General features: G+C 61.2%; 27 protein-coding genes. 12 read left to right on the forward strand and 15 right to left on the reverse strand.

Features of this window, described 5'->3' with window-relative positions; genetic code table 11:
* Nucleotides 1-13 precede the first annotated feature (13 nt).
* On the reverse strand, nt 14-1,183 hold the full coding sequence (locus B0G77_RS33755; protein WP_133666141.1) for a M20 aminoacylase family protein: 1,170 nt from the start codon (nt 1,181-1,183) through the stop codon (nt 14-16).
* A 130-nt stretch (nt 1,184-1,313) separates the two neighbouring features.
* On the opposite strand from B0G77_RS33755, the gene B0G77_RS33760 reads away from it, so the two are divergent.
* On the forward strand, nt 1,314-2,300 hold the full coding sequence (locus tag B0G77_RS33760) for a LysR substrate-binding domain-containing protein (protein ID WP_133666994.1): 987 nt from the start codon (nt 1,314-1,316) through the stop codon (nt 2,298-2,300).
* Nucleotides 2,301-2,432: 132 nt separating this feature from the next.
* Here B0G77_RS33760 and B0G77_RS33765 read toward each other — a convergent pair whose 3' ends face one another.
* Nucleotides 2,433-2,726, reverse strand: coding sequence for a DUF1330 domain-containing protein (locus tag B0G77_RS33765; RefSeq protein ID WP_133666142.1), 294 nt, complete (start codon nt 2,724-2,726; stop codon nt 2,433-2,435).
* Between the two features lie 339 nt (nt 2,727-3,065).
* Here B0G77_RS33765 and B0G77_RS44845 point away from each other — a divergent pair, with 339 nt between their 5' ends.
* From B0G77_RS44845 to B0G77_RS33785, 5 genes are all read left to right on the forward strand, one after another.
* Entirely contained in the window at nt 3,066-3,608 is a 543-nt protein-coding gene (locus tag B0G77_RS44845; protein WP_243751326.1) for an FAD-dependent oxidoreductase, read from the forward strand.
* On the forward strand, nt 3,574-3,873 hold the full coding sequence (locus B0G77_RS44850; protein ID WP_243751327.1) for a BBE domain-containing protein: 300 nt from the start codon (nt 3,574-3,576) through the stop codon (nt 3,871-3,873). The genes B0G77_RS44845 and B0G77_RS44850 overlap by 35 nt, the downstream gene beginning before the upstream one ends.
* A gap of 5 nt (nt 3,874-3,878) precedes the next feature.
* The gene (locus B0G77_RS44855; protein ID WP_243751328.1) at nt 3,879-4,256 is read left to right on the forward strand and encodes a hypothetical protein; all 378 of its coding nucleotides are present in this window, start codon (nt 3,879-3,881) and stop codon (nt 4,254-4,256) included.
* Between the two features lie 90 nt (nt 4,257-4,346).
* Entirely contained in the window at nt 4,347-5,573 is a 1,227-nt protein-coding gene (locus B0G77_RS33780; RefSeq protein ID WP_133666143.1) for an FAD-dependent monooxygenase, read from the forward strand.
* Nucleotides 5,574-5,739: 166 nt separating this feature from the next.
* On the forward strand, nt 5,740-7,122 hold the full coding sequence (locus B0G77_RS33785; protein ID WP_133666144.1) for a pyridoxal-dependent decarboxylase: 1,383 nt from the start codon (nt 5,740-5,742) through the stop codon (nt 7,120-7,122).
* Between the two features lie 97 nt (nt 7,123-7,219).
* Here the strand turns inward: B0G77_RS33785 and B0G77_RS33790 are convergent, their stop codons facing one another.
* Entirely contained in the window at nt 7,220-8,185 is a 966-nt protein-coding gene (locus tag B0G77_RS33790; RefSeq protein ID WP_133666145.1) for a D-2-hydroxyacid dehydrogenase family protein, read from the reverse strand.
* 490 nt (nt 8,186-8,675) lie between these two features.
* Between B0G77_RS33790 and B0G77_RS33795 the strand changes: the two genes are divergently transcribed.
* The gene (locus B0G77_RS33795) at nt 8,676-9,299 is read left to right on the forward strand and encodes an ABC transporter substrate-binding protein (RefSeq protein ID WP_133666146.1); all 624 of its coding nucleotides are present in this window, start codon (nt 8,676-8,678) and stop codon (nt 9,297-9,299) included.
* A gap of 71 nt (nt 9,300-9,370) precedes the next feature.
* On the opposite strand, the gene B0G77_RS33800 is transcribed toward B0G77_RS33795, so the two are convergent.
* From B0G77_RS33800 to B0G77_RS33850, 11 genes are all read right to left on the reverse strand, one after another.
* Nucleotides 9,371-10,285: a phosphorylase gene (locus B0G77_RS33800; protein ID WP_133666147.1), complete on the reverse strand. Its 915-nt coding sequence runs from the start codon at nt 10,283-10,285 to the stop codon at nt 9,371-9,373.
* Nucleotides 10,282-10,725, reverse strand: a complete 444-nt coding sequence (locus tag B0G77_RS33805) for an SRPBCC domain-containing protein (RefSeq protein ID WP_133666148.1) — start codon at nt 10,723-10,725, stop codon at nt 10,282-10,284. Before B0G77_RS33805 ends, B0G77_RS33800 begins: the two co-directional genes overlap by 4 nt.
* A 176-nt stretch (nt 10,726-10,901) precedes the next feature.
* Nucleotides 10,902-12,407 (reverse strand): PQQ-binding-like beta-propeller repeat protein, encoded by a 1,506-nt coding sequence (locus B0G77_RS33810; protein WP_133666149.1) that lies wholly within the window; start codon nt 12,405-12,407, stop codon nt 10,902-10,904.
* A gap of 246 nt (nt 12,408-12,653) precedes the next feature.
* Entirely contained in the window at nt 12,654-13,415 is a 762-nt protein-coding gene (locus B0G77_RS33815) for an IclR family transcriptional regulator (protein ID WP_133666150.1), read from the reverse strand.
* A 125-nt stretch (nt 13,416-13,540) separates the two neighbouring features.
* Nucleotides 13,541-14,293: an amino acid ABC transporter ATP-binding protein gene (locus B0G77_RS33820; protein ID WP_133666151.1), complete on the reverse strand. Its 753-nt coding sequence runs from the start codon at nt 14,291-14,293 to the stop codon at nt 13,541-13,543.
* Nucleotides 14,290-14,940, reverse strand: coding sequence for an amino acid ABC transporter permease (locus B0G77_RS33825; protein ID WP_133666152.1), 651 nt, complete (start codon nt 14,938-14,940; stop codon nt 14,290-14,292). Before B0G77_RS33825 ends, B0G77_RS33820 begins: the two co-directional genes overlap by 4 nt.
* Before the next feature lie 22 nt (nt 14,941-14,962).
* Nucleotides 14,963-15,679: an amino acid ABC transporter permease gene (locus tag B0G77_RS33830; protein ID WP_133666153.1), complete on the reverse strand. Its 717-nt coding sequence runs from the start codon at nt 15,677-15,679 to the stop codon at nt 14,963-14,965.
* Between the two features lie 40 nt (nt 15,680-15,719).
* Entirely contained in the window at nt 15,720-16,553 is an 834-nt protein-coding gene (locus B0G77_RS33835; RefSeq protein WP_133666154.1) for a transporter substrate-binding domain-containing protein, read from the reverse strand.
* A 648-nt stretch (nt 16,554-17,201) separates the two neighbouring features.
* On the reverse strand, nt 17,202-17,771 hold the full coding sequence (locus B0G77_RS33840) for a hypothetical protein (RefSeq protein ID WP_133666155.1): 570 nt from the start codon (nt 17,769-17,771) through the stop codon (nt 17,202-17,204).
* Nucleotides 17,768-18,373: a hypothetical protein gene (locus tag B0G77_RS33845; RefSeq protein ID WP_133666156.1), complete on the reverse strand. Its 606-nt coding sequence runs from the start codon at nt 18,371-18,373 to the stop codon at nt 17,768-17,770. Before B0G77_RS33845 ends, B0G77_RS33840 begins: the two co-directional genes overlap by 4 nt.
* 539 nt (nt 18,374-18,912) lie before the next feature.
* Entirely contained in the window at nt 18,913-20,172 is a 1,260-nt protein-coding gene (locus B0G77_RS33850; RefSeq protein WP_243751329.1) for a M20/M25/M40 family metallo-hydrolase, read from the reverse strand.
* Nucleotides 20,173-20,619: 447 nt separating this feature from the next.
* On the opposite strand from B0G77_RS33850, the gene B0G77_RS33855 reads away from it, so the two are divergent.
* The 5 genes from B0G77_RS33855 to B0G77_RS33875 all read left to right on the forward strand — a co-directional run bounded on the left by B0G77_RS33855 (nt 20,620) and on the right by B0G77_RS33875 (nt 26,211).
* Nucleotides 20,620-22,041 (forward strand): aminotransferase class V-fold PLP-dependent enzyme, encoded by a 1,422-nt coding sequence (locus B0G77_RS33855; protein ID WP_133666158.1) that lies wholly within the window; start codon nt 20,620-20,622, stop codon nt 22,039-22,041.
* A gap of 226 nt (nt 22,042-22,267) precedes the next feature.
* Complete coding sequence (locus B0G77_RS33860) at nt 22,268-22,525, forward strand: hypothetical protein (protein WP_133666159.1); 258 nt, start codon at nt 22,268-22,270, stop codon at nt 22,523-22,525.
* A 336-nt stretch (nt 22,526-22,861) separates the two neighbouring features.
* The gene (locus tag B0G77_RS33865; RefSeq protein ID WP_133666160.1) at nt 22,862-24,220 is read left to right on the forward strand and encodes an MFS transporter; all 1,359 of its coding nucleotides are present in this window, start codon (nt 22,862-22,864) and stop codon (nt 24,218-24,220) included.
* A gap of 395 nt (nt 24,221-24,615) precedes the next feature.
* Nucleotides 24,616-25,689, forward strand: coding sequence for a poly(3-hydroxybutyrate) depolymerase (locus B0G77_RS33870; protein WP_133666161.1), 1,074 nt, complete (start codon nt 24,616-24,618; stop codon nt 25,687-25,689).
* A 30-nt stretch (nt 25,690-25,719) separates the two neighbouring features.
* Nucleotides 25,720-26,211, forward strand: a complete 492-nt coding sequence (locus tag B0G77_RS33875) for a hypothetical protein (protein ID WP_133666162.1) — start codon at nt 25,720-25,722, stop codon at nt 26,209-26,211.
* Between the two features lie 37 nt (nt 26,212-26,248).
* On the opposite strand, the gene B0G77_RS33880 is transcribed toward B0G77_RS33875, so the two are convergent.
* Nucleotides 26,249-26,599 carry a DUF4148 domain-containing protein gene (locus tag B0G77_RS33880; protein ID WP_208116534.1) on the reverse strand — a complete coding sequence of 117 codons (351 nt, stop codon included), beginning with the start codon at nt 26,597-26,599 and terminating at the stop codon, nt 26,249-26,251.
* Nucleotides 26,600-26,644: the final 45 nt, after the last annotated feature.

Consider the following 26,644-nt stretch of genomic DNA (forward strand, 5'->3'; position numbering starts at 1 on the left):
CCGCGCGGATCGTTCATGCCAGAAATCGCTCGGTCAGCTTGACCCAATAGCTGGCGCCCACTGCCAGACAGTCGTCGTTGAAGTCATAGGCGGGGTTGTGTAGCGCGCAACTGCGCTCGCCGTCCCCATTACCGATCACGAGGTAGCTGCCAGGACATCTTTCGAGCATGCAGGCGAAGTCCTCGCTGGCGGTGAAGGGTTCGAGGTCGTCGATGATCGCCTGCGTGCCGAGACACTCCACTGCCACCTGGCGCGCGAAGTCCGTTTCTTTACGATGATTGATCAGCACCGGATGACAACGGAAGTAGTCGATCTCCGCATGCGCACCGAAACTTGCAGCCTGCCCGTGCACCAGTTCGTGAATCCGGCGTTCGAGCAGATCGCGCACATCCGGCGCAAGCGCCCGGACGGTCAGTAGCATCTCCGCCGATGGCGGGATCACATTCGACGCGACACCCGCATGAATCGACCCGACGCTGATAATGGCCAGATCGCGCGGGCTTACGTTACGCGACACGATGCTTTGCAGCGCCGTCACGATCGACGCGCATACGACGATCGGGTCAATGGCCTTGTCCGGCACGGCGCCGTGTCCGCCGCGACCCACCACACGAATGGTGACGGTGTCGGCAGACGCCATGAATGCGCCGCTGAAAAAACCCAGACGGCCTGCCGGATAACCCGGAACGTTGTGGAGGGCGAAGATGGCATCGCACGGGAAGCGTTCGAACAGACCGTCTTCCATCATTCTTTGCGCACCGCCGAGGCCTTCTTCAGCGGGCTGGAAGATCAGGTTCAGCGTGCCGGAGAACGCTCGCGTTTCCGCCAGATACATGGCTGCAGCCAGCAATGTGGCGGTATGCCCGTCGTGGCCGCATGCGTGCATGACGCCGTCGTTACGGCTGGCATAGGGCAAGCCCGTCGCCTCCCTGATGGGAAGCGCGTCCATATCGGCGCGCAATCCAAGGGAGGGTCCCTGTCCGTTCTTCAATGTGCCGACCACGCCGGTTTTGCCCACACCGCGCGTGACCTGATATCCCCACTTGCTCAAACATTCGGCGACGAGTTCGCTCGTCGCCATCTCCTGAAAACCCAGCTCCGGATGCGCATGAATGCGATGGCGCAAGCCGATCATTTCCTTTTGAATCGCGGCGATGCCGGGCAAAACGCAGTCTTGAACCATTGACGAATTCCTTTGGAGAGTGGACTGGTTCTGTCGTCGCACGACGCCGTCAGGTGTTCGAGGACGCAGATGTGTGCACTGGTCGGAATGCTATTCAGCGAAATGTCGAGTGGGAAGCCGCAGTTTTGTTATGCTGACAACCGTTTGTTGTCGGGGTGGTTTCGTGAAGCTTCATCAATTGCAGGCGCTGGTCGCGAGTGCGGAAACGGGCAGCATCCGGGCGGCCGCGCGTTCATTGGGGATATCTCAGGCCGCTGTCACGCGTGCACTGCGCGAACTTGAGGCCGCTCAGCAACTGCCGCTGCTGATACGCGCGCCTGAAGGGATCAGCTTTACCGAATATGGCAGGGCGCTGTTGACGCATGCGCGGCTGGTCCTCAATCAGCTGGATCACGCACAGAACGAACTGGCCAGGTTACGCGGTCGGGCGGAGGGACGGCTTAGTGTCGGAGTCACCCCGTGGATCACATTGACGTTTCTGGCCGAGACGGTCTTGCTGTTCCGCAAGCGAATGCCCGATATTCAGCTGGAACTGTTCGAGAGTCTGATGGCTGTCGCGCAGCCGCTTTTGCGTGCGGGCGACATGGACTTCGTGATCGGGCAGTTGGATCCGTCTATTGCCACGCAGGAGTTTTCCTGCGAGCCGGTCTTGAACTACGAGACAGCCGTTATGGTGCGCCAAGGACATCCTCGGCAGGCGTGTCGCTCAATTCACGATTTACTGGACCAGGACTGGGCGCTGAATTTCGCGCCGGACGGGCGGGACGCGCTCATCGACTATCTATTTACGCGCCATGGTGCGCAAATAGACCCGCGCCGCATCGTGCGCGCGCACTCACTGGGGACGCTCCAGACCCTGATCGAACGAGCCGATATGTGCACGTGGTGCCCGACCATTCTGAAAGTGGCGGCGCCGTTCAAGGCGCACCTGGCGGTTCTGGCGTTGAGGGAAGCATTCGAGCCGAGACAACTGAGCATTGTCACCCGACGCAACAGCACGCTGAGCGGAGCGGCTTCGTGCTTTATCGAGTGCCTCCTGCAAGTGATCCGCCAACACGCAAGATCGGCAAAGAAAGAAGATCTTGTGCTGTTTGACACCTTGACGTTGCTCGTTTGACCTCGCATCCGGGATGGCTAGCGCGTCGGAGACGCGCTTAGGTCGGCCTGTGCATTCGCGCAGACATCCGGCTGTCCGATCCACCCGATAGCGGACCGTCTTACTCCGTCTGCGTCGGTCGCATGCCGCGTGTCATTCGGCGCCGCGAATGATTCGCAGATCGCGCTCGACGGCGTCGCCCAAGGCTTCAAGCGCCTTCTTGTACGCGTCGCTTTCATATGCGGCAACTGCCTGCTCGTAGGTCGGAAACTCAATCACGACCGTCCGCTCCTTCAAACCTTGCTCACGAGCCTCGTCGGCCACTCCCCGCACGATGAATCTGCCGCCAGCGGCTGCCAGAGCGGGCGCCGCCAACTGTGCGTAAGCCGCCAGCCTCGACGGGTCCTTCGTCTTGCGGTATGCGGTCACCCAATATCCCTTGCTCATTTGAATCTCCTTGTGTTTCGAGGCGATAAAGCAGTCGCTGTCGTGCAGAACTGCAAAGTGGGAATTATGTCACTTGCCCGTATTCCCGTTTGTCCGCGTGCGCGGCGATCATTGCGTTCGAAGCAAGGTATCGCAATGCTGCACCCGGGTAATCCCTACAAAACACTTTCATATTTTCGTCTATCTTACGTTATGTAAGAATTTTGGGCGGCGTAGGAATCCGGTCAACGGCGTCGTCATACAGGCGATCTGCACATCCCTTTGTACGAGTGAGCCGCGACAGGCGGATGCGAAGCTGTCGGCGGCCTGGTCGGGACGCGAGGAGAAGGCTCGATCGAAGTGGGCAAGCGCATTGAGAGTGCCGGCGGGGCCGTCGATCAACCAGCATCGAGTGTCGAGCGATTCCGGCAGCGCGTGCGCGGTGAGGTCGTCCTGCCGGTGGATGCTGGATATGAGTGCGCCCGCAAGGTGTGGAACGGTGCAATCGACCGGCGACCAGCGATCATCGTCTATTGCGCCGATGCGAATGACGTCATCGAGGCGGTTAACTTCGCGAGGTCGGGCAACTACATTGTGGCGGTTCGCAGTGGCGGCCACAACGTGGCGGGTCTGTCGGTGTGCGACCAGGGGATCGTGATCGATCTTTCGCGCATGAAGCGAATTGAAGTCGATCCCGTGCGCCGGATCGCACGGCATCTTCTTGCGGGGGCGGCGCTATTACTGGAAATCCCAATTCCTGGGCGAACTCACCGACGCTGCCATCGACACAATGCTCAGCGTCTACGCGAACGCGCCCTCCGTCACATCGCTGCTCGTGTTGCAGCAGGTTGGCGGGGCGATCGCGCGGATGTCGAAATCGGAAACGGCCTATGTGAACCGTGATGCGCGTTACGACTGCTTTCCGATTTCGATCTGGGACGATCCCGCCGACGACGACCTGAATATCCGTTGGGCGCGCGAGGTATGGGACGCAGTCAAACCGTTCTCGACTGGCGGGGTCGATGCGAACAACCTCGGCGAGGAAGGTGAGGATCGGGTGCGCTCTGCTTACGGCGAAAACGATCCGCGACTGATGGAACTGAAGAAAAGGTATGACCCGACCAATTTCTTTCGCCTTAACCAGAACGTTCGACCAGCGCCGCGGTAGGCCGATTGCTCGATGCCGCATCGATGGCCACGGGCGCCGTGGCTCGGGTAAGCCGCGGCGATGGCCGCGTCGGTGCCATGCCTGAAGTCGGGCGACGGCCGGTACAACAGCAACACCAGAGCTGGATTGACGAGGTGCATATGTGGTATCACGACCATGCCATGCAGGAGCTGTCGCATATCGAGACCATGATTGTGCAGCTGGAGCGCCTGATTCGCTGCCATGACGTCAACCCGTCGGCCATGGTGACGACACCGGCCTACTGGCGCGCACGCATCGATACGGTGCTGGCGACGCCGGGGTTGCCTCGCGCGCTGGGGAGACGGGCTTCGGAGCTGTTGACAAGGCTGGACGGCCTGCCCGCCGCTTCGCGCAACCGTTGAACGCAACTGCAAACCCGCCGCCGGACGATCGTCTATTGGGTGTCTGGTCACGTGAGCACGTGACCCCGACTCCGCTCAGGATCGACGCAAATGGCACATGGACACTACGATATCGTCATCGCGGGCGGCGGCCTGGGCGGAGCGACGCTCGGTCGCGCATTGGCGACCCAGGGAATCCGCACGCTCGTCATTGAACGCGAGGTGGTCTTCAAGGATCGCGTACGTGGAGAGGGAATGCACCCGTGGGGCGTCACGGAGGCATGCGCGTTAGGTATCGATGGCCTGCTACGCGACAGTGGCGCGCATGAGGTCCGCTGGTGGAAACGTTACCTCGGACCTGTGCCGCGAGATTGCCGCGATCTTCCCGAAACAACACCGGCACATAGCGGGTGTCTCGATTTCCATCATCCGACGATGCAACGCAAGCTGCTCGATGCGGCTGAAGCGGCGGGCGCGGTGGTGCGCCGCGGTACGGCAGTGGTTGGAGTCGAGCCGGGGAATGCGCCGGTCGTGCAACTGCGTTCGGGCCACGGTACGGAGCGCGTGTCGGCACGCCTCGTAGTGGGTGCAGAGGGTCGCCGTTCGATGGTGCGCCGTTCAGCGGGCTTCATCCTGCGCCAGGATCCGGCGCGGCTGGTCGTTGCGGGCGTGTTACATGAAGGCTTGGGCGCGCCGGACGACGCGGTTCATTACTTCCAGAATCCGTCGTGCGGGCAGGGAGCCTTGATTTTTCCGCTCGGTTCGCAACGATTCCGATCCTATTTCGTGTCCGGGGTTGAGCAGCGGCGGTGTCCCATTAGCGGCAGCGAGCATATCGGCGAATTCGTCGATGCGTGCGTCCAAACCGGCGCGCCCCGCGACTGGTACGCCGGTGCGACGCTCGCTGGCCCGCTGGCAGCCTATCCCGGCGCCGACTCCTGGGTCGACCATCCGTATCGAGACGGCGTGGTGCTGATCGGCGATGCGGCCGCCGCCAGCGACCCGTCATGGGGGTGCGGGTTATCGCTCACGTTGCGCGACGTCAGGGTGCTGCGTGACTGCCTGCTCGGCACCGACGACTGGGACGCCGCCGCACACGCTTACGCCGAACAGCACGACACGTATTACGGGGCACTACACCGCGTCGAAGATTGGCTCACCCGATTGTTGTACGAGACCGGTCCAATCGCAGACGCGCGCCGCGCGCACGTGCTGCCGCACCTCGCCAAAGAGCCGGCGCGTGCGCCGGATATATCGGGCCTCGGGCCGGACACGCCGAGTGATGAAGCGGCGCGCCGGCGCTTCTTTGCCGAAGATATCGATCTGGTTACGCGCTGAAAGGGGATGGTCGGGAGGACATCCTTGCCCGTCGAACCGCGATCGGCAGCGAATCCGGCATAGGCAGCCGCGCGTCCCGCTGACCAGTACAGTTCTTATGGAATTGTATCTTCAGGATTTCAGTCTGACGGATCATGCTTGTCGGACACGTTGATAGCGAACCATCATGCATCCCGACCTGAAACACGATCTCGACCGTATTGCCCAGATTCTGTCCACGACGCAGGAATACGCGGCTCAGCTGCTTGCCGCTGTGGATGACCGGCCGGTCGCGCAGGCCCCTAAAGCGCCCGCATCGATGCCCTTGTCGGCTACAGGACGAGGCTTCGATGTCGCGCTCGCCGATTTTCGCGCAAGATGGGCGCCGGGTTTTTCAGGCAGTGCCGGGCCGCGGTATCTGGGATTCGTCACTGGCGGTGCGACACCTGCCTCGCTCGCAGGTGACTGGTTGACCAGCGTTTTCGACCAGAATCCAACCTCCGGCCTCGACTCACTGGCACCGGATCTCGAGCGTGAGACCGTGGCGTGGATGCGGGAGATGTTCGGTATATCGACTGCGCACACAGGGACGTTCGTCAGTGGCGCGACCATGTCGAACATGGTGGGACTGGCCATCGCGCGCGAATGGCTCGGCGAGCGATCGGGCGTATCCGTCAGTGAGCAAGGTCTGGCCGCACTGGGAGCCGTACGCGTGTTGTCGGGCGCACCGCATTCGAGCATCTACAAGGCGGCATCCATGCTTGGTCTCGGACGGCAGGCCATCCAGCGCGTACCGCTGTTACCCGGACGTGAGGCAATCGATGTGGTCGCGCTGGATGAAGTGTTGACCAGCCTCGCGGGCGCCCCTGCGATTGTCGTTGCCAACGCCGGCACCGTGAATACCGTCGACTTCGACGATCTGGACGCGATTGTCGAACTGAAGAGCCGCCACAATTTCTGGTTGCACGTCGATGCAGCCTTCGGTGGATTCGCCGCATTGACGGCAGAGCACGCACACCTCGTGCGCGTGCTCGACGCGGCAGATTCCATTTGCATCGATTGCCACAAGTGGCTGAACGTGCCTTATGACAGTGCGCTCCAGTTCACGCGGCGTCGCGATCTGCAGGTACGCGTGTTCCAGAACAACGCGTCTTATCTTGGATTTCCGCAGGGGGAACCCGATTTCGTGCACCTCACGCCCGAAAATTCGAGACGTCTTCGGGCACTCGCGGTTTGGTTCGCTGTGGCTAGCTACGGTAAAGCGGGGCATCGTGACATCGTCGAACAGAACATCGCCGCGGCGCGTGCATTGGGCGAGCGTATCGCCAACGAACCGAGACTCTTGCTACTGGCGCCGGTTCGAATGAACGTGGTCTGTTTTACGCTCGCCCATGAACCGGGTGAAGAGCGAATTCAAATGCTCATAAGGCGTCTGCGCGACGATGGGCAGGTATTCCTGTCGCCCACGGTCTTGCACGGCACGCGGGCTATCCGTGCCGCATTCAGTAACTGGCGCACCAGCGAAGAGGACGTCGGACGCGTGTTCGCTGCGATTGCGAACGCACTTTGAAGAAGCGACAGCGCCAGTTTTTCTGCCGGCTCCTGAGCAGGCACGGGAACTCGCGTGCCTGCACCACCCGCGCGACGTGTATCGCATACTGTCTGCGTCACGCCTTCGAAGCGCGCGCGGTCTCGTCAAGCCACTGAACGATGTTGCGGACCGTATCACCATAGAACGTGCGATACAGTTCCTTCGACACGTAGCCGATATGCGGGGTCCCGAATAGATTGGGCAATTCGCGCAGCGGATGCGGATTGTCTAGAGGCTCGACATCGTAAACATCCAGCGCGGCGCCGGCGATCTGACCGCTCGTCAAAGCCTTGACGAGCGCGGCGGCGTCGACGATCGGACCTCTCGACGTATTGATCAGCCGGCTGGTCGGCTTCATCCGGGCAAATTCGGCTGCGCCAACGAGATGATGCGTTCTCGGGCTCAAACGCACATGGATCGACAGGAGGTCGGAGCCGGAAAACAGTTCGTCCTTGCTGACCCGTTGTACGCCTTTCTCTTGCGCGCGTTCCGCCGTGAGATTCTGACTCCACGCAATGACGTTCATTCTGAACGCACTGCCGATCACACCGACGGCGGACCCAACGCGTCCCAGACCAAGCAGGCCGAGCGTCTTGCCGGCGAGTTCTTCTCCCAGCGACAGTTGCCAGCCGCCCTGCCGGAACGACTGGTTCTCGAGCGGTATGTTGCGAACCATGCTCAAGATGAGCGCCCACGTGAATTCGATCGTCGGCGTGGAGCTGTAACCCGTGTGACGCACCTCGATACCACGGCGAGCCGCGGCGTCGAGATCGATCGACGCATTCGCCGCGCCGGTCGACGCGATCAGCTTGAGGTTCGGCAGCTTGTCGATGATGTCGCCCGTAAGCGGCGTACGCTCGCGCATTACACACAGCACGTCGAAGGGCTTCAGACGATCGATCAGTTTTTCAACGTCGTCGATGTGGTCATTGAACACAGCGATGTCGACGCGGCCGTCCAGCGGCGACCAGTCGGCCATCGTCAGTGCGACATTCTGATAATCGTCGAGGATCGCCGCCTTGATACGGGGCACGGTGGACATGTTGCATGCTCCATGTCTTGCATGGCTGGAAAGTCGAGGCGCCGCGCGCACGACGGGCACGCTCTGGCTGCCGATGAACTGTCAGTTTGACGCAAACCGGCTTTGCCTGCAGCGACGCCAGCAATCGCCACACGGCGCTTCAGTCCGCAAGCGGCGACAACGCTTCGACAGGCATCTTCTTTGCGGGCCCTATGTGGATCGCGGGCACAAAGGCCAGAAGCGCGACGACAAAGTCTGCGGGCGTCCCGGCCCCTCTGGACTGGCGCCGAAGCGGGTTCAGGCAATCCATCAGTCCTTCCTGCATTGAAAAAATGCATGGCGACACGCCGAACGGCTTCCTATCATTGTCGAGCGGGCGGACGACGCAGAGTGCCGACTGCCTCACCCGTTTGGTGTGACACTCAAGGTGATGCGCAGCAGCGCCTGCCGATCTGGCGTAGATGGAATATGCTTGTCACTCGCGATAGTGAATATTGCCGGAACCCTACATATGAAGATTCTGTTCCTCATCCCTGTTTTCTCAGCGCTATTCATGTTCGGCGGCGCGGCGTACGCGCAGGTCGACCAGTCGGATCCTCAGGCGCTGATCAAGACCGTAACCCAGCAGATACTCGACGAGGTGCACACCCGGGCGATCGAGCCGACCGATATCTCTCGCATCAAGGATGTCGTGAACAGGGACATCCTTCCCTACATCGATTTTCACCGTACCACGCAGCTCGCGATGGGCCGCCACTGGAGGACGGCGACGCCGACGCAGCAGCAGCAGATGGCCGACCAGTTCCAGGCGCTGCTGATCCATATGTACGCGGGCACGCTTGCGCAGCTTCGCCAGGATCAAAAGATCGATTACCCGCCGATGCGCGTCGCGCCGACCGATACCGACGTCGTGGTGCGCACGGTCGCGATCAACGATGCCGGACCCGTAGAAATCGACTACCGTTTGTACAAAACGCCGCAAGGCTGGCGCGTGTATGACCTGAACGTGCTCGGCTCGTGGCTGGTTCAAACGTATCGGCAGCAGTTCAACGATAAGATTCAGCAGGGCAGCGTTGACGCCTTGATCCAGTTTCTTGCTGAGCGCAACCAGCAGCTTGCTTCGGGCAAGCAGTAACTGTCCGGTGGGCAAGATGATGTTGAACGTTCTTTGACAACACGTCAGGCACGCAGGCCGTAAGAACGGACTTACTTCGAAGTCGACCTGGCGGCTCGCTGCAATACGGTCATCGGGCCGAGTCTCCGGACCGTTTCCATCTGCATTTCGTCACGAACGAAGAGGGACCCCGCGAACCCCAGGGCATTGACCGGGATTCCCTCGACGCACTCTGTCGATCTCGGCACAAGCAGCATCCACTGGGTCGTGACGAGCAGGTTATACGGCGCCGACTGCCGCGGTTCGCCATCGACAACCATCGCCGGCATACCGGCTCTATCGAGCAACGCGAGGTAGCGCTCGAATGCTCTGTGAGCCGTCTCCAGCGGATGCGTTGCGCTCAACGGCTCCAGTCGGGCAAACGCGTGGGGAAAAGCGAGGCCGGGTACGGAACCGATCAATCCGTCCATGCATGCAGCCGCGAGGAGCGGCTCGATCGGCAAAAGCGGGTCCAGTTCATCGAGTGGCAAGGGCACGATCTGCAGATGCTTATGACGTTGGCTCGCGCCGGCGGCCAGACCGCCATTGTAGAAACCGAGGCCATCGAACTGCGCCATGCAGGTGAACAGCGCGGCAAAGTCTTCCAGGTTGAGTAACGCCTCCTGCAGTTCGAAACGACGCGTGACGATGAGGAGGTGATGATCGATGACGTTGAACTTGTTGAGGAGGGCGAGGTGCGTCTCCGAGATATCAGCGACGAAGAGGTCCGGGTCGTAAGGGAGGAAAGGGTTAGGTTTGCAACCGTCCGCAGTCCTGGCCTTGCGCTTTTGCTGGTCCTCATCCTTGCGCGCGAGACTCGACACCTGGCGGACAAGGAAGCGTACGCCGCCATCTTCGATCGTCGTGGGGAGTGTCCCGATCGGGTGCAACGCGCCACAAGCCAGCGCATGCGTCGTTTGGCGCAGGATGGCGGGCCACAAGGTGCCGGGTTGGAGAGGGAGATTCATCGCAGACGTCCCGACACCGCGAACACCGGGTTGAAGGGTATGCCTTCAAGTTGGTGTTTCAGCTGGCGCATCAGGCATCCCCAGGTCGTGTTGCGCTCGGCTATCGCCTTTGCTGCCGACTGTGCGTCGGCGTGCAGGAAAGAGACCTGGGTCTTACCTGCCTCGAGCGTCGCCAGCTCGAAACTGAGCGTGGTGCCGACCCAGTCCGGTGGCCCGCTGACGCAGGACCACACCAGCCTGTGCGGCGGATCCAGCTCGTCGACACGCATGCGGAATACGACGCTGCGTTCCCAGAAACCAAATTCGGCCATGCCGCCCGGGCGCGCTTCGAAGACGCTATCTTCCGTCCACCACGCCTGCAGTCCTTCCTGGGTGGCCAGCGCGGCGAACACGCGCCCGGCCGGGGCCTCGATTGTGATCTGATGATAGAGATCGGTCATCACTACCTCCGATGGCCGCGTACTCCTATTGCGTGAACCCTGAGAGCGAGGGCTGTGAATTCCGCGGCGTCGAGCTTTCTTTATACACTCGGCTGGGTACCGGTGATGCAGCGTTCGCCGCGTCAGCAGTATGTTCTCAAAACGGTCCGTGGCGTCGTCTTTGCCCGGTAGCCGGCTCACGGTCCGATGCTGAAAGCGTAGATTCTGCCGTCACCCGCGACGTAGAGTTTCCCTTCTGCGGCGAGGATGGTCACGAAATGCCGCAGCCCGGGCATGACATCGTCAGTGCCTCCGCCGACGAACACCGGCTGGCCGCTGTCGCCCCGGAAACCATGCAGACGGTTGTCGCCCTCCGCGCCTGCGATCCATACGATGCGGTCCGCGCTGCCGTCGCTGGTTGTCGTGATCGGGCTACCCGCACCGTCAATTTTCGCGCACCAGGCCGTACGCAAGCCGCCATGAGAAGCCGCGCTGATCCGCAACACGACCAGACCATTGGTGTCGCTTCCGCCCGGACACGCCGACCCGGCGCCCGGGAATGCGACAAAAACCCCATCCGGCGTGGCGTACGAGGCGGGCCCGGCGCGGATTGGCCCGCGCGACACCTGCTGCACGTCGAGCTCACCGCCGATGCCGCCCAGATTCTCCCGGTTCAGCAGATAGGCCTTGCCATCCTTGCCCAACGCTACGATCAGGCGATGGCCGTGTAGTTCGATCGGCATCGGGTTGGCACCGTCGAGGTCGAGGTCGGCCTCGTCCAGCTCGTGCCAGTCGGCGGGTGCAAACGCGTCGTGCTGGCTTGCGGACCGGTGAAGGTCGGGGGCGAGGTGGATGACTGCCTCGCCATCCGCCCAGCTATCGGCGCCGGCGGTGTTGCCGGTCGAGACGAACAGGGCGGCGTCGGCCGTGGCGATTCCTCCAGGGGCCCAGATGCCACCCTTGCGTCCGCGAGTCTCCCATCCGCCGAAGACCGCTGGCGTGTCGAGTCGCAAGCCAACTACCCAGCCATGGTAGTCGCCGCAGTCGCCGTAGTGGCCGCCGTATGGCACGAACAGCCGCCCATCGAGAAGTGTCAGCGCCCCTCGCTGGTTCTGCAGGCGCGGCGTGAACGACATTCCGTTCGCCTGCAGCCCTACGGCAATATCGACCGGCCAGCCCGGCAGCGCCGAGCCGTCGCGCAGCGACAGCGCGTACACCAGGTGCCTCGGCTCATTCCGGCGGACCACCAGCGCGTCGAGATATAGCGCGCCAGTCGCGGAGTCGATCACCGGCGTGCCAGTGATTCCAAGTGGATGGATGTTGCCGCACGGCAGTGCAGCCGCAGGTGCAGGCGTTCCGAGTGCATTGCGCCAGACCACGCGACCCGTTACGGCATCCAGCGCGTAGACGACGTTCGCTTCAGTCGCGACGATCAGCAGTCCGCTCGTCGCCCCGGGAGGGTGCCAGTAGAGCGGCTGGGCATAGACATGCCCCTCGACCGCGCCGTCGAAGCGCACGTCCCGATGCAGGCGTGGCGCACTCTGCCAGGTGAGGCCCGCCACGACATACTGGCCGCTTCGGTCGCCCGTGTGGTGGTAGGCGGGCACTGAATCGCCGCTTTGCGCGCATGCCGAGCCGGCGTACGCGCACAACCACAGTGCGGACAGGTTGAGAAGCTTTCGAATAAGTCTGGCGCTCGACATTGGCCCCTCCCTCCCGCGCTGGCAAACAACGCTTGCGGAATCGAGCAAGGGGCGGCGCGACCATTCGAAATATAGTCGGATATTCTCCGGTTGGTTAGTGCGAAGTGTTTGAGCCGAGAGGCACGGCGATGCAGGCGAACTCACAACGGGCAGAATGGCTGCCTGGAGAATGCTTTGCGTGCGGGCTGCTCGAAACAGTCTTGCGGGGAGCGTCTTTCAGCGCGATAGACGCGACCCGCAGTGCGTCTACAACCGGGCATAAGGCTGCGATAACGATTTCGCAGACCTGATGAGATCCTCCAGCATCACCTCGCGCTTTTTCGGATCCGTGTCGCGGCTCGTCATGAAGCAAAGCGCGGCGACAGGAAGCCCCGTCCGGTCGTGTATAGGTGCTGCCATGCACAGGCGAAAGGTATGCGAAAGCCCTTCGGTGCAACAGTACCCCAGTTCAGCGGCGTGTTCGACGTCGCGCAGAAAGTCCTGAAATTCAACGCGCCTGCCGTTGTCGAGGATAAAGTCTTCGTCCGGGATCAAGCTGCGAATCTCCTCCGCACGCAGATGGGCGAGCAGCAGGCGGCCCGATGCAGTCCATGGAATCGGCACCTTCACGCCGATGTCGGAACTGATGTTGAACGGTCGCGAGCTGTTCTCCGACAGGACCACGGTGTACTTGTTGCCCTCGAGCATGCACAACTGCGCAGTCTCATCATGGGTCCGGACGAGCGCGAGGATCGCCTGATGAGCGCGACTGATCAGATCGTTATGTACGGCATAGTCGGAGCCGTAGTAATGCATCTCGCGGCCGAAAAACACGCTGCCGTCGGCCGTCGTCTCGAGCCATCCGGCTTCCGTGAGCATGGTAACCAGTTCGTAGATGCTCGAGCGCGGCGCGCCGGTCGCTTCGATCAGTTCGCGCATCGTCATCGGACGCCGCGCGATATGCAACTGCTTGAGAATGCCAATGACGCGGTCAACTCCCCTGGCCCTCGATGATTCTGGTGCGGACATTCCTTCAACTCCGTCGGCGAAAGGGTTCGCAGTTTGTCGTTTGTGTGACGCGAGTTTAGCGCGTGAAGGGCGGCGCGCCGTCAGCCTGCGGCCTGAAGACGACTGCCGCCTCTTCGGCGGCACGCTCAATGATCGAGCACACGATGCAGGAACTGGCGGGTACGTTCGTTCTGCGGGTTCACGAAGATCTGCTCGGGAGCGCCCTGTTCCGCGATCACACCCTTGTCCATGAACACGACGCGGTCGGCGGTCTTGCGCGCGAAGCCCATTTCATGCGTGACCACGACCATGGTCATCCCGTCGCGCGCCAGTCCACGCATGACTTCGGTCACTTCGCCGACGAGTTCCGGATCGAGGGCGGAGGTGGCCTCGTCGAAGAACATGATGCCTGGCTCGACTGCCAGCGCTCTTGCGATCGCGACACGTTGCTGTTGCCCGCCGGAGAGCTGGCTGGGATAGTGCTCGGCGCGATCGGCGAGGCCCACCCGGTCGAGCGCGTCCATCGCACGCTTGCGCGCGTCCGCTGCGCTCATCTTGCGTGCCTTGATCAGCGCGAGCGTCACATTGCCAAGCGCGCTCTTGTGCGGAAACAGGTTGAACTGCTGAAACACCATGCCGACATGACCGCGGATTTCCTTCGCCCGGCGCGCATCGTGCAGCGGCACTTCGTTGACCCAGACTTCGCCCGTGTCGGCTGTTTCCAGACCGCTCATGATGCGCAGCACCGTGCTCTTGCCAGAGCCCGACGCGCCGATCAGCACGAGTACTTCGCCCGGCCGCACATCGAGGTTGATCTCCTTCAGGACCTGCGTAGCGCCGAACGACTTGCTCACGCCGGTGAGGTTGATGATGGGCTTCGACGTAGTGACAGTGGTCATGACAACAGGCTCCTTCTTCGATCATGGTGGCGCACCCACTGCGACAGTGGAAAGCACACGATGAAATAAAGCACGGCGACGAGTCCATAGATTTCCACCGGTTTGCCAACCCGGTCGACGATGGCCTGGCCACCATGCATCAATTCCGACATGCCGATCATGCTCACGATCGACGTGTCCTTGATAAGCGATAAATACTGGCCGACGAGCGGCGGCATCACGATCTTTCCGGTCTGCGGCAGGATCACCGAAAAGAAAGCCTGAGTCTTGCTGAGCCCGAGGATCTGCGACACCTCCCACTGGCCTTTCGGAACGGCTTCGATGCCTGAGCGGAACACCTCGGCGATGTAGGCGCCCTGATATACGCTCAAGCCTACGGCACCCGCCGCGAATACATCGATCGCGTAGCCGAAGTACGACACGCCGAAATAGATGAACATCAGCGTGATCAGCACAGGCGTGCCGCGAAACAGTTCGGTATAGAGCCTGGCGATGCGCGGCGTGCCCCATGGCCCGAACGAGCGCAATACGGCTGCCAGCAGTCCGATCAGCGTTCCACCAACAATAGATGCCGCAGAGAGGAGCAGGGTCGCCAGCAGTCCCTGAAACAGGATCGCCAGGCTGGTCATTAACAGTTCGCTCGACATGTTCGGTCTCCGGTTTGAGCGCTCAGGTGCGATCGGCCTGTCGTGCTACGAGGAATGGCCGGCGCGTGCGTTTCTTCATGACGAGCGGCGGATGAAAGACACGCACGCTGATCTGGCCCGCCAGCCACGACAGCAGGTTGCTCAGGAACAGGTAGGCAATTAGCGTGATCGAGAACGTCTGGATATAGAGCAGCGTGCGCGCATTGATCACCGTCGCCGTTCCGCTCAGCTCCGGCAGCGCGATCGCCGACAGGAGCGACGTGCCGAGCAGCAGCTGGATCAGGTTGTTGACGATCGCCGGATAGACGGCGCGCGCAGCCTGCGGCAGAACCACCTCGATGAAGATCTGCGAACGTTCCAGACCAAGGATCGACGCCGCCTCGAGCTGACCGCGCGGCACAGACTGGATACCCGCGCGAAACACTTCGGCCAGGTATGCGCCGACGTTCACGCCTAACGCAATGACGCCGGCCGTATAGGCATTGAGCGTGATGCCGAGCGATGGCAATCCGAAGAACACGATGAAGATCTGCAGCAGTACCGGCGTATTGCGGATCGCTTCGATATACATCCTGGCGATCGCCTGTAGCAGCCCGACGCGCGATGAGCTTGCGAGCGCGGTGAGCAAACCGAGCAGCATCGCGAGGACGAAGGCCAGCAGCGTGACCTGGAGCGTCAGCCACGACGCGCGAACGAAATCGTTCCAATAACCCGCAAGGGTCACCCATTCATAGCTCATGGTTCCTCCGTCGGTCGAGCAGCGCAGCGCTGGCGGGATTTCAGTACTGCGGGTTCAGCGGGAAGCGCGGCTCGGCACCGAACCACTTCTTGTAGAGCTGCGCGTTCTGCTTCGATGCGTTGACCTGGAACAGGAACAGGTTCAGGTAGTTGAGCCAGACCGCATCGCCTGCCTTCACGCCGAATGCGTTGTATTCGAGCGGAACCAGCGCTTCGTTGGTGACGGTCAGATCCTGATCGAGCGATGCCTGATAGGCGAGAAAGTTGTTGTCCTCGATCATCGCATCGGCCTGTCCCTGCTTGACGGCGAGGATCGCTGCCTGAGAGCTGTCGAATTCCTGGATCTTGACCTTCATGTTCAGCGAGCGCACCTCGTCGCCGTTCGTCGAGCCCTTGACCGTCGCAATCGTGCGATTCGACATGTCGTCGATGGACTTGATGCCGCTGCTCTTCTTGACCAGAAGCGCCTCACTTGCGACCACATAGGGATTCGTGAACGCGATTTCCTTCGCCCGCTCCAGGTTGCGGGTGAAGTTGCAGAACACGACGTCAACCTTGCTGGTTTGCAGGTTCGGAATGCGGTTGGCGCTCGTCGTATTCACGACTTCGAGCTTGACGCCCATCTGCTTCGCCAGCTCTTTCGCCAGATCGACGTCGTAGCCGTCAGGTTGGCCGTCCTTGTTGTAGAAGCCGAACGGCGCAAAGGTCAAACAGTCGCCTACGCGCAGCGTGCCCCGTTGCAGGACCTGCTTCAGCGTCGAATCAACCGCGGCGCCTTGTTCCGGCGGGGCGACCTTCGTGCAGCCGGCGAGCATCAGCAGGCCGGCTACCGCGAACAGGCAAGTGAATTTTGCGCTTTCCCTGACAAATCTCATTTTTCGATCCCGATCTGGTGTGAGAACTCCGTGGGTGGAGGAAACGGCGATCAACATGGCCTTCCCGGCATGCTCCGATCGGTGAGATCGAACTAATCGCGCGCTTATGCTCGTATGTCTGATATATCGGAATGCTGTCCGACACAGCAGATGGATGGAAGTGTTTCATGGGAAAAAAATAGTTGCAATGGGGTATACGCGGACGCGAATCAAGCATTGCCTGTGAACTTGCAGTGCTTTCAAAGCGAAAGAATTCGGGGGCTTTTTGCTGAATCCGCACGGAGGTGAAGCACCTGGTCTTTGATGGTGCTTTAGCGCATTCGGCAATAAATCGGGAATGCAAAGTATTGTCGGCGGTTTTTCTGTCGACGATGCGGCTGAAAGATGCGTCGAAGCGGCCGGTTTGCTGGCGGGGTCGATTGCCATCGGTTGATGCAATCGCCACGGTCGCAATTACGACGTAGAGAGCGGCATTCCGAATGCCTGATCCTGCTTATGCACGGACCGTCGCGATTCGAAGAAGAGGATCGATCCAATGTTTCTGAACCGATCCCGTATGAGTCAATCACCGATAAGCCGGGAATTGACATGCATCAGCGATCACCTATCGCCCAGTCGCCCAACCCGGTGAGTCAGGCCAGTTCCGGCCTAGGTGGCTGCGACGAAATCCGGATCTTCGAACAGCTTGCGAAGCAGATCCTGGAAGATGGCTGTGGTTTGATTAAGTCCGTTCGAGGCGGCGAGTACGCCAAGGAACTCCGAATCCCAATGGGTGCTCACGCGCAGCATCTTGTCGTAACGGACGGTCTGGTCGCGTCTGACGACAAAGTGTGCCGTCAGTTCTGCCTTGCCGTCTGTTACCCGGACTTCAAGGAGCGTCGCTTCCAGCGTTGCAGTTGCGCCAGCGTCGTAATTTCCCGAGGTCGACAGTTCGGTGCGGATCGCTTCGTTCAGGTATGAGGACCACGAACCGCTTCCCGGCGCGGAGAAGCGAACGGCGCGCACCGAGGTCTGAACGTCGGCGGGCTCTGCGCCAGTCGTTACCCGGTAGCGTGCTGCATGCGGGAGACGCGCTAGCGTCATCTGGTTTGACACGCTCACCTGATAGGGCAGCACTTGCTGCGTGACGCACCCGCTCAAGATCAGGGCGCCAGCCAGAATCGCCGGTCCGGCAAGCGACCTGGCCAGGCGCCGACGGGCTTCGAGGTAGCGAATCACTGGGCCAGGTCCGACGACTGATCGATTTCTTCCAGACTCCTGGCCACGATCTGTCTGATCATTGTGTCGGAGGCTTGCTGAATGGGCATCGGTTGAAGTCCCGCCGGGCCAGATGCATTGCCGATCGTCGTGTAGATAGCGTGCTTGACTACCTTGGTCACCGCATCGTGGCCAGGCTCGACGTAGTTGACGGTGCAGACGTACCCATCGGTGACCATCGTGCCTACGAGGCCGAACGTCAGTCCGACGCCGAAGCCCTTGGCTTCAAGGTTGTCCGTCAACGGGATGTTGTTGATGGAAATGGACAGCTTGCGGCCGGACGGTACAGGGTCGTACGACACCTGGCTAAAAAGGCCGGATTGCGATACCTGCTCGTACACGCGGGGTTTAACGGCGTCAGTAGCCCGTGCATTGGTTACGCCCTTGCTCTGGAACTCGACCAGCAACTGGATGGGCTGTGGGCTCGCGGACTTTTTCAGATCTGCGTAGTGCGGTTCGCCGAGCGAGTGGTCCACATACGAATGAGGCGTCATGCAGGCAGAGAGCGATAGCTCAAGACCGATTGCACCGGCAAGCGCGATTGTGCGTTTTGTATTGAACATGAATATCTCTTGTTTCTACTTTTTCGGATTATCTCGAACAGAAACTGGCCCCGGTAGCCGCCGCTCGATGGATCAGATGCATCAGATACGTCGAACGACGAGAACACGTATTCTCTTTTACGGCCCACAACTGCGATTCTTTAGATTTCGTGGCTGGTGTTATTTTTTTGCAAGGCACTGGACGGATAAGCGCTCAATGCCCTGTGGATTGTGGACATTAACCCTTTCTGTCTGGATGGCAGTATTGGACTTCGCGACGGAATGATCGTCGCGACGGGGAAGGCTGAACAGCCGTGATGGCCGGACAAAAGTCGCGAGCCGCTTCCGGCGGGTGGCCGGGATGACGGTCGTTATGCAAGACGCATGCGGGGCAAAATCGGCCATTTACAGCCACCCCGTAATGCCGGTTAAATCGTCGCCAATCTTTGATGCTTGAATAGCAATCGCAACCGAGCTCGACAGGAGCGCTTTCGGCTACTGTGAGGCGCGCTTAAACGATTCGAGTTCGCTGGAGAACCGTGAGTGCGTATGCCGTTGCGTCATTGACCCTCTCCTGGCCCGGCGGATGTGCCGAGCAGTTCCACGATCGCGTTAGCCACCACTTTGCTCGCGAGCGAAAGCGTCGCCACGGGTACCCGTTCGTCCGCGCGATGGCCATTCGCCTCCAGCAGCGTGCGCGGTCCCGCGCCGTACATGATGGTCGGGACACCGGCTTCGACGTAGAGCCGGGCGTCGGCGTACAGCGGGACACCGTTGGTCGGCACCTCCTCGCCCATTACGAGGCTGGCCTCGCGGCAGAAGATATCGGCGAGCCGTTCGGCTCCCTCGATTGGCATGAATGGCCGGGCGAGCAGGATCTGCGTGATACCTACACGAGTGCCGGGCAGCTTCGCGGCGCTCGCTTCGATGAGCGCGCGCAGTTCGGCTTCGACCGCTTCGGGTTGTTCTTCGGGAATGATCCGCCGGTCGAGTCGGAACGTGACTTCGTCGGGCACCACGTTCGTATTGATGCCGCCTTCGATGAGGCCGACCACGAGCGTCGGCGTGTCGATGCCGGCGACCTTCGAATGACGCTCGCTGAGCGTCGCGCGATGCGCGTACAGGTCGGCGAGGATACGTGTTGCGGCCTCAAGCGCGTCGTGTCCCGTGTCGGGTCGCGCTGCGTGCGCGGACTTTCCGCTGACCTTGACTTCGAGATGAAGGCAACCGTTGTGCGCGATTGTCACGTGATACGAAAACGAAGCGCAGACGGCGAAATCGGGGCGCGTGATGCCCTCTGAGAGCAGCCAGCCGGGTCCTGCCAATCCACCCGTTTCTTCATCGTGGGTGAAGTGCAGTTCTACCGTGCCGGCAAGCGGTGCACCGCAATCCTTGAGCGCGCGTAGCGCATACGCATAGGTTGCGAAGTCGGACTTGGATACCGCCGAGCCGCGCCCATACATCCAGCCGTCGCGTATTTCCGCGCCGTAAGGGTCGGTGCTCCAACCGCCGCCGGCAGGGACCACGTCGCCGTGCGCGTTAAGGGCGACGGTCGGGCCTCTACCGAACCGCTCGCGCACGACGACGTTGATCACGCTGCGCAGGCCGTGACGCGCGAGGACCTCGTCAGGAACACGATGACGCTCCGCCGTGAAGCCCAGCTTTTCCATTTCTCTGGCGACGAGTTCGCCGTGGGGCGCGCAGTCTCCCGGCGGGTTGTCCGATGGGCAACGGACGAGTGCCGCAAGCAGCGCCTGCTGTTCGTCGCGATGCTGGTCGAGCCATCCGGCGATACGGTTCTTCAATTCGGTGTGGTTCATGGCATCTCTCGCATACATCACATCACATCAGCAGCCCGCAGAATGAAATGATCAAGGTGATAGCGGGCTGGAAAACGGGGCTCTCTTACACACTGAAGAGAATTGGCTGATCGAATCATAGCCCCGTCGATGGGTCGTCTGCTGCTTTTGTCTGCGACATGTTGATCCCGACGATTCTCTCCGAGACTGAAACGCGATCGCCAGCGCAACTTCATGTTTGCCACGCTGTCGGGTAGAGTTTCGACATTCCCACCGCGGGAATGCCAAGGGCGGCAGCCTCGACACCGTTGTAATGTGGATAAGGTTGGCGCAGCGCAGACCAGGATCCATGCTGCAAACGCCAGTCAACGCTGCGTATAGTCGCTACACTTGCCCCGAATGCCAGGTGATTGCTGCGGCGCCGGCGGCGCAGGTTATTGTCTGGCCACATCTATCAGGGAACCAGGCATGAACGACACATCCTCTTTTCGCCTCGTACTTGAACATGCGCTAAGCCACTCCCTCGCGCATCTGGAAAATCTGGAACATAGTCCAGTCGCCGCCAGCGCAAGTCTGCATTCGTTGCGCGAACGCCTGGCGAAACCACTCAACAGCGAGAGCATGCCCGCCGAGCGGGTGATTGACGAACTTGTCGCCGACACGGCCGGGGGCATCATCGGTAGCGCTGGCGGCCGGTTCTTCGGCTGGGTGATCGGTGGATCCTTGCCCGCCGCGTTGGCGGCGGACTGGCTGACCAGCGCGTGGGATCAAAATGCCGCATCGTATTCATGCGGACCGGCAGAAGCCGTGATTGAAGAAGTATGCGGAGACTGGCTAAAGGATTTGCTCGGCTTGCCACGCCACGCCAGTTTCGCTTTGACCAGCGGTTGTCAGATGGCGCATGTCACCGCGCTGGCGGCAGCGCGTCACGCATTGCTTGCTGGCCGCGGCTGGCAGGTCGAGCGCGACGGGCTTTGCGGCGCACCAAGAATCCGTATCCTGAGCGGCGATCAGTTCCACGGCAGCATCCTTCGCGCCATGCGCTTGCTGGGGATGGGAACAGGAGCGGTGACAGGGCTGCGGACCAATCAGGCCGGTCAACTGGATGCTGCAACGCTCGAACAGGCGCTGCAGGAAGCGCCCGACACACCCACTATCGTCCTGCTTCAGGCGGGCGATCTGAACATCGGCGCCTATGATTGTTTCGCCGAACTGATTCCTCTCGCACATCGCTACGATGCCTGGGTCCATGTCGATGGCGCTTTCGGTCTGTGGGCGAACGTCAGCGCGCGTTATAAACATTTACTGGCCGGCGTCGAGCAGGCCGACTCATGGGCAACCGACGGGCACAAATGGCTGAACGTGCCGTATGGCAGCGGTTTTGCTTTCGTCGCGCATCCGCAGGCTCACCGCAATGCGATGTCCTACGAGGCAAGCTACATCTCGCACAACGATCAGGTGCGCGAGCAAAAGGACTGGAACCCGGATTGGTCCCGGCGCGGGCGCGGTGTCGCGGCTTATGCCGCGCTACGTCAACTCGGCCGCCAGGGCGTCGCCGCTCTGATCGAGCGCTGTTGCGACGCAGCGTATAGCCTCGCGACTGGCATCGCCGCTCTTCCCGGCGCCGAGTTGGTGTGGGAGCCGACAATCAATCAGGGATTGGTCCGTTTTCTGGATCAACGGCCACACGCCACCGAGGCCGAGCACGATGCATGGACCGATGCTGTCACAAGTGCGGTGCTGGCAAGCGGCGAAGCGCTCTTCAGCAACACGACCTGGCGGGGGAAGCGTTGCATGCGCGTGTCAGTGTGCAACTGGCAGACCAGTTCTCAGGACGTGGCACGTACAGTGGCAGCAGTAGCGCAAGTGTTACGGGCGCAGAACGGGTAAGCATCGCTTTATCGCGCAGTTTTCGCGGATACGTTCACGGCAGCAGGGCGGGTGCTTCCCCATGCACGCCAGTTGCGCGATGGATCGCGTTACCCCCGGGCACGAGCACGGATCAGCCGGCGATCGACCGTGCCTGGGTAGGCCGAGCCTCTATTGTTGGGTACCGGGCGGAGTCCAGTTGCGTTGTGATCTAATCTGGCAGCTAACCCATACCGAAGGGGACGTCATGCGAAGCATCGCAATTCTCCTTGTGGTTTCCCTGGCCGGCTGCGGGGCGATGGTCGACCACACGCGGACAGCGAGCGGCCGCAATGGTGCGATCATCTCCTGCGGCGGCCTTCTGCGGACATGGCACGACTGCGACAAGGCGGCCGCGAACGCCTGCTCTAGCGGATACGACGTGCTCGACCGTCAGGAGAAGAAAACCTATACCGACTCGGGCAGCTTCGTGACGAGGAAGCTTGTGGTGAGCTGCAGACCGTGATTCAGGCAGGTGCCCGGCTGGCGTTCCGCGACCATGCCAAGGCTCGTCCGGTTTGCGCTGTGCTTCCTGACACCCGCTCGTTCGTCCAACTAAAAACGGGTGCCTGTCGCATTAAAAATTGAATGGGGGTTATCCCGCGTTGACCCTATGCTGGCGGATTCATTACAGTTCGGGCCGTTCGCATCAAGAATGCGGGTTCGATATGCGAACAAAGACGAAGGCCAAGGATTTGACGACCGGGTCGCCAGGCCAGCAGTCCGGTCGATACGGCTAAAGCGGCCCGATCGTAAAAAGGACGGTGGCCCTCGTGCCTGCCGCCCGCAAAGGAGACAAGCCATGAGCCGTAGCAATGCCGTCAACGTACAGACCTTCATCAATGAGCATCCGTTTTCCGGATTTCAATGGCTCATTTTTTTCATGTGCTTCGTCATCGTCCTGCTGGATGGTTTCGACACCGCGGCGATCGGCTTCATTGCGCCGTCGCTGATTACCGAATGGGGCATCAGCAAGCCGGCGCTTGCACCGGTGCTCAGCGCGGCCCTGTTTGGTCTCGCGTGCGGTGCGCTCGTCTCGGGGCCGCTGTCTGACCGCATCGGGCGGCGCTCGTTGCTGCTTGGGTCGGTTTTACTATTCGGCGTGGCGTGTCTCGGCTCGGCGTTCTCCAGCAGCATCGAGCAATTGACGACACTGCGCTTCATCACCGGCGTGGGCCTCGGCGCGGCGATGCCGAACGCGGTGACGATGATGGGCGAATATTGCCCTGACCGGCGCCGTGCGACGCTGATCAATCTGATGTTCTGCGGCTTTCCGCTGGGCGCGGCGTTTGGCGGTTTTCTCGCCGCGTGGCTGATCCCGCATTTCGGCTGGCGCAGCGTGCTGGTCCTTGGTGGTGTCACGCCTTTGCTGCTGCTGGTCCTGCTGCTCGCGAAGATGCCGGAATCCGTACGCTACATGGTGGCGAGCAGTCACCCGGTCGAACGGATCCGCGCGGCGCTCGCGCGAATTTCAGACGACGCCGTGCAAGCCGGCTCCTTCGTGATGACCGAGACTGCTCCGCAAACGGGCAGCAAGGGCCTCGGCGTCGTGCTGTCGCGCACGTATATCGTCGGTTCCGTGATGCTGTGGGTCGCGTACTTCATGGGCCTCGTGATCTTCTATGCGTCGATCAACTGGATGCCGGTGCTGCTCAAGGACGCCGGCCTCACTCCGCAGCGCGCCACCCTGATTTCCGCGCTGTTCCCGCTCGGCGGCGTCGGTGCTGTGCTGTGCGGCGTGCTGATGGACCGCTTCAACGCGAACCGCATCATTGCGGCGTGCTATGCGTTGACCGCGGTGAGCGTCTACTTCATCGGTCAAGCTGTCGGAAACGTCGGCGCGCTGGTATTCATCGTATTCGTCGCGGGCGTGCTCATGAACACGGCACAGTCGTCGATGCCTGCGCTGGCCGCCGCGTTTTATCCGACGCAAGGGCGGGGCACCGGCGTGGCGTGGATGCTCGGGGTGGGACGCTTTGGCGGTATCGCCGGATCGTTCCTCGTCGCAGAACTGACACGCGAACACTTCAGCTTCTCCGCCATCTTCGCGATCGTCGCGGGCGCGGGTGTGATTTCCTGCATCGCGCTGCTGATCAAGCAGGCCGCACGGCCGCACACCGTCACTGGCGCCTCGCAGGAGGCCGGATCTTTCGGCCACTGATCAGCCACGCTCGAAACGGATGCCCGGCCCACGCTCGCGATGAGCATGGGCCGTTGCGTTTGCGGGGTGTGCGATCACGCTTGGCAAAGTGGCGTACAAACCGCTAGCGAATATCGCGTAAGCATAAAGCGATTCATGAAAAGCGCGAGCTATCTGCGCCCGCTCGGTTTTCGAAACGTATCGCCGGATATCAGACGCTCGCGGACTATTTCCGTGACGCCCGGCCGCCACCGCAATCCGCGAAAAATTACCCTTGCTGCAGCGCGCAACGTCGCCTATACCAATATAGCCGGAGCGCTTTGACGTATCGAAAAGCGCCTCAGGAAACGGTTACGCCGCGCCGTCAGGCTGGCGGGTTGCTGTGCGGCTACGAGTGTTGTCACGGGGAGAGGCTGATGGCGAGCGATACCGACAATTCGCGCATCGTACAACTGGGCACGTACAACGTTAAGAAGGGCGAGAGTTCGGTTTCCGGGCTTTCTTCGGGAGCCTTCATGACGGTGCAATTGCATCTCGCGCATTCCTCCAGTTTTTCCGGCGTCGGCGTCGTGGCCGGCGGCCCGTTTCGTTGCGCCGAATCGTTCCGCGGGGCAGCGCCGCTCGCCGCGGATGCCTACGTGCAAAGTGCGGAATTCATCTGCATGAGTCCCTTGACCGCGCAAACCGGGCCGAACGCCGGTCATCTTGCGCAGTTGGCCCGCGAGACGGCGCAGGCAGGCAAGATCGACGAGATCGCAAACCTCGCCGACGACCGGGTGTACCTCTTCACGGGCAGTCGCGACACGGTCGTGTATTCGGACGTGGTCAGGTGCACGCAGCAATTCTACGAACGGCTGGGCGTGATACCCAGGAACATCAAGTTTGTGGACACCGTCCCTGCTGGCCATTCGATCATCACGGACAACCCTGAAGATTCGCTGCTGGGTGTGAACCAGCCGCCGTACATCAATCAAGGCGACTTCATGCAGTCCCACGAAATTCTGAAACACATCTACGCCGGCCTGAATGCACCGTCGAAGTACCTGAACGGGCGATTGATACGCTTTGACCAGAGCGAATTCTTCGACGGGAACGAGCGGGCAAGCATGAGCGATTTCGGTTACGCCTACGTGCCTCGCGCGGTCGAAGAAGAAAAGAAGCCGGCGCGGGTGCACATCGTATTGCACGGTTGCAAGCAGGGCTACGGCTACGTGAACTATGTCTACGGCCAGGCCGACGTCGCCAACCAGGCGCCTTATGGCAACCGCTATATCACCACGACGGGCTACAACGAGATGGCGGACAGCAACGACATCATCGTGCTCTATCCGCAGGCGAAGGGCGCGGACGGCGGTGGTCTGCAAAACCCGGACGGCTGTTGGGACTGGTGGGGCTATACCAGCCTCGACCCCGAGCAGCCCGACTACTACTCGCGCGACGCCATTCAGATCAAGGCGCTGTATCGCATGTTGAGCCGGCTTGGCGGTTGACGCCTCCACCTCAAACAAGACGAGCCTGCCATGGACGACTCTCCGACACCCCCATCTACCTCGCTGGTACCCGCTGCGTCGGCATTACAACGGTCTGTGCCGGCGGCACATGCCGCCGCAGTGCAGGACTCGCTGAAAGCCCCCGTCCTGCTGGGCGGCTGGGCGGTCCGTGCCGCGGGTAACGGGATCGACACCGGGAAACTGCTCGCCTTCGGCATGAATCTGCAAACCTGGGACGAACTCTTCCAGATGCAGCAGGCAATCCTGCAACGGCTGATGCAGCAACAACAGGACTGGGTGCGAGGCTGGACAGTCTGGAATCAGGAGCGCGCCAGCATCAAAGGTGCGAACACCGTTTCCAAGTTCGTCGAGCAGGAGTTCAACCTCGTGGCCCAGATCGGTCAGTTGTTCTTCAACCAGACCACTAATCTGGTGGCATTGCAGGAGAACGTCGAGGTCGCTTACGCCTATTGGCTCAACGAGAAACTCGGGCCGCTCTCCAGTTCCGTCAAGGGTCGATGATCTGACAGGCGGGACAGCTCCCGCGCAGTCGGGCGGCTCAACTGCCGAAGAACACATCGCAGAAGCTGACCGGGCCGACGCAGGACGATTGTGCGGCTGCGTGTTTCGGCGCGCCGGACGACGTCATCCCATTGAGAGGCATACCGCCCACGGCATCATTGGTGACCTGTGCGTGATCCTGCGCCGCCACCCTGGCTTCGGCCGCCTGGATGTCCGCCGGGTAGTCGGCGTCATCACTCCGCGACGGGTTGTAGCCCGCCTGCTCGACACGCACCAGATCCGCGCGGACCTCGGCGCGAGTGATCTGGGCTGGGGCGGTCTGAGCAAAGCTGAGAACTGGGGCTGCCAGTGCGCTGACGGCAAGAGTGAGGCAAGCGAGCATCTTCATGATTGATAGTCCTTGATCGACTGGTAGTGAGCGGTTGAGAAATCA

Origin of the sequence: Paraburkholderia sp. BL10I2N1 (genome assembly GCF_004361815.1) — a bacterium.
Taxonomy (GTDB): Bacteria; Pseudomonadota; Gammaproteobacteria; order Burkholderiales; family Burkholderiaceae; genus Paraburkholderia.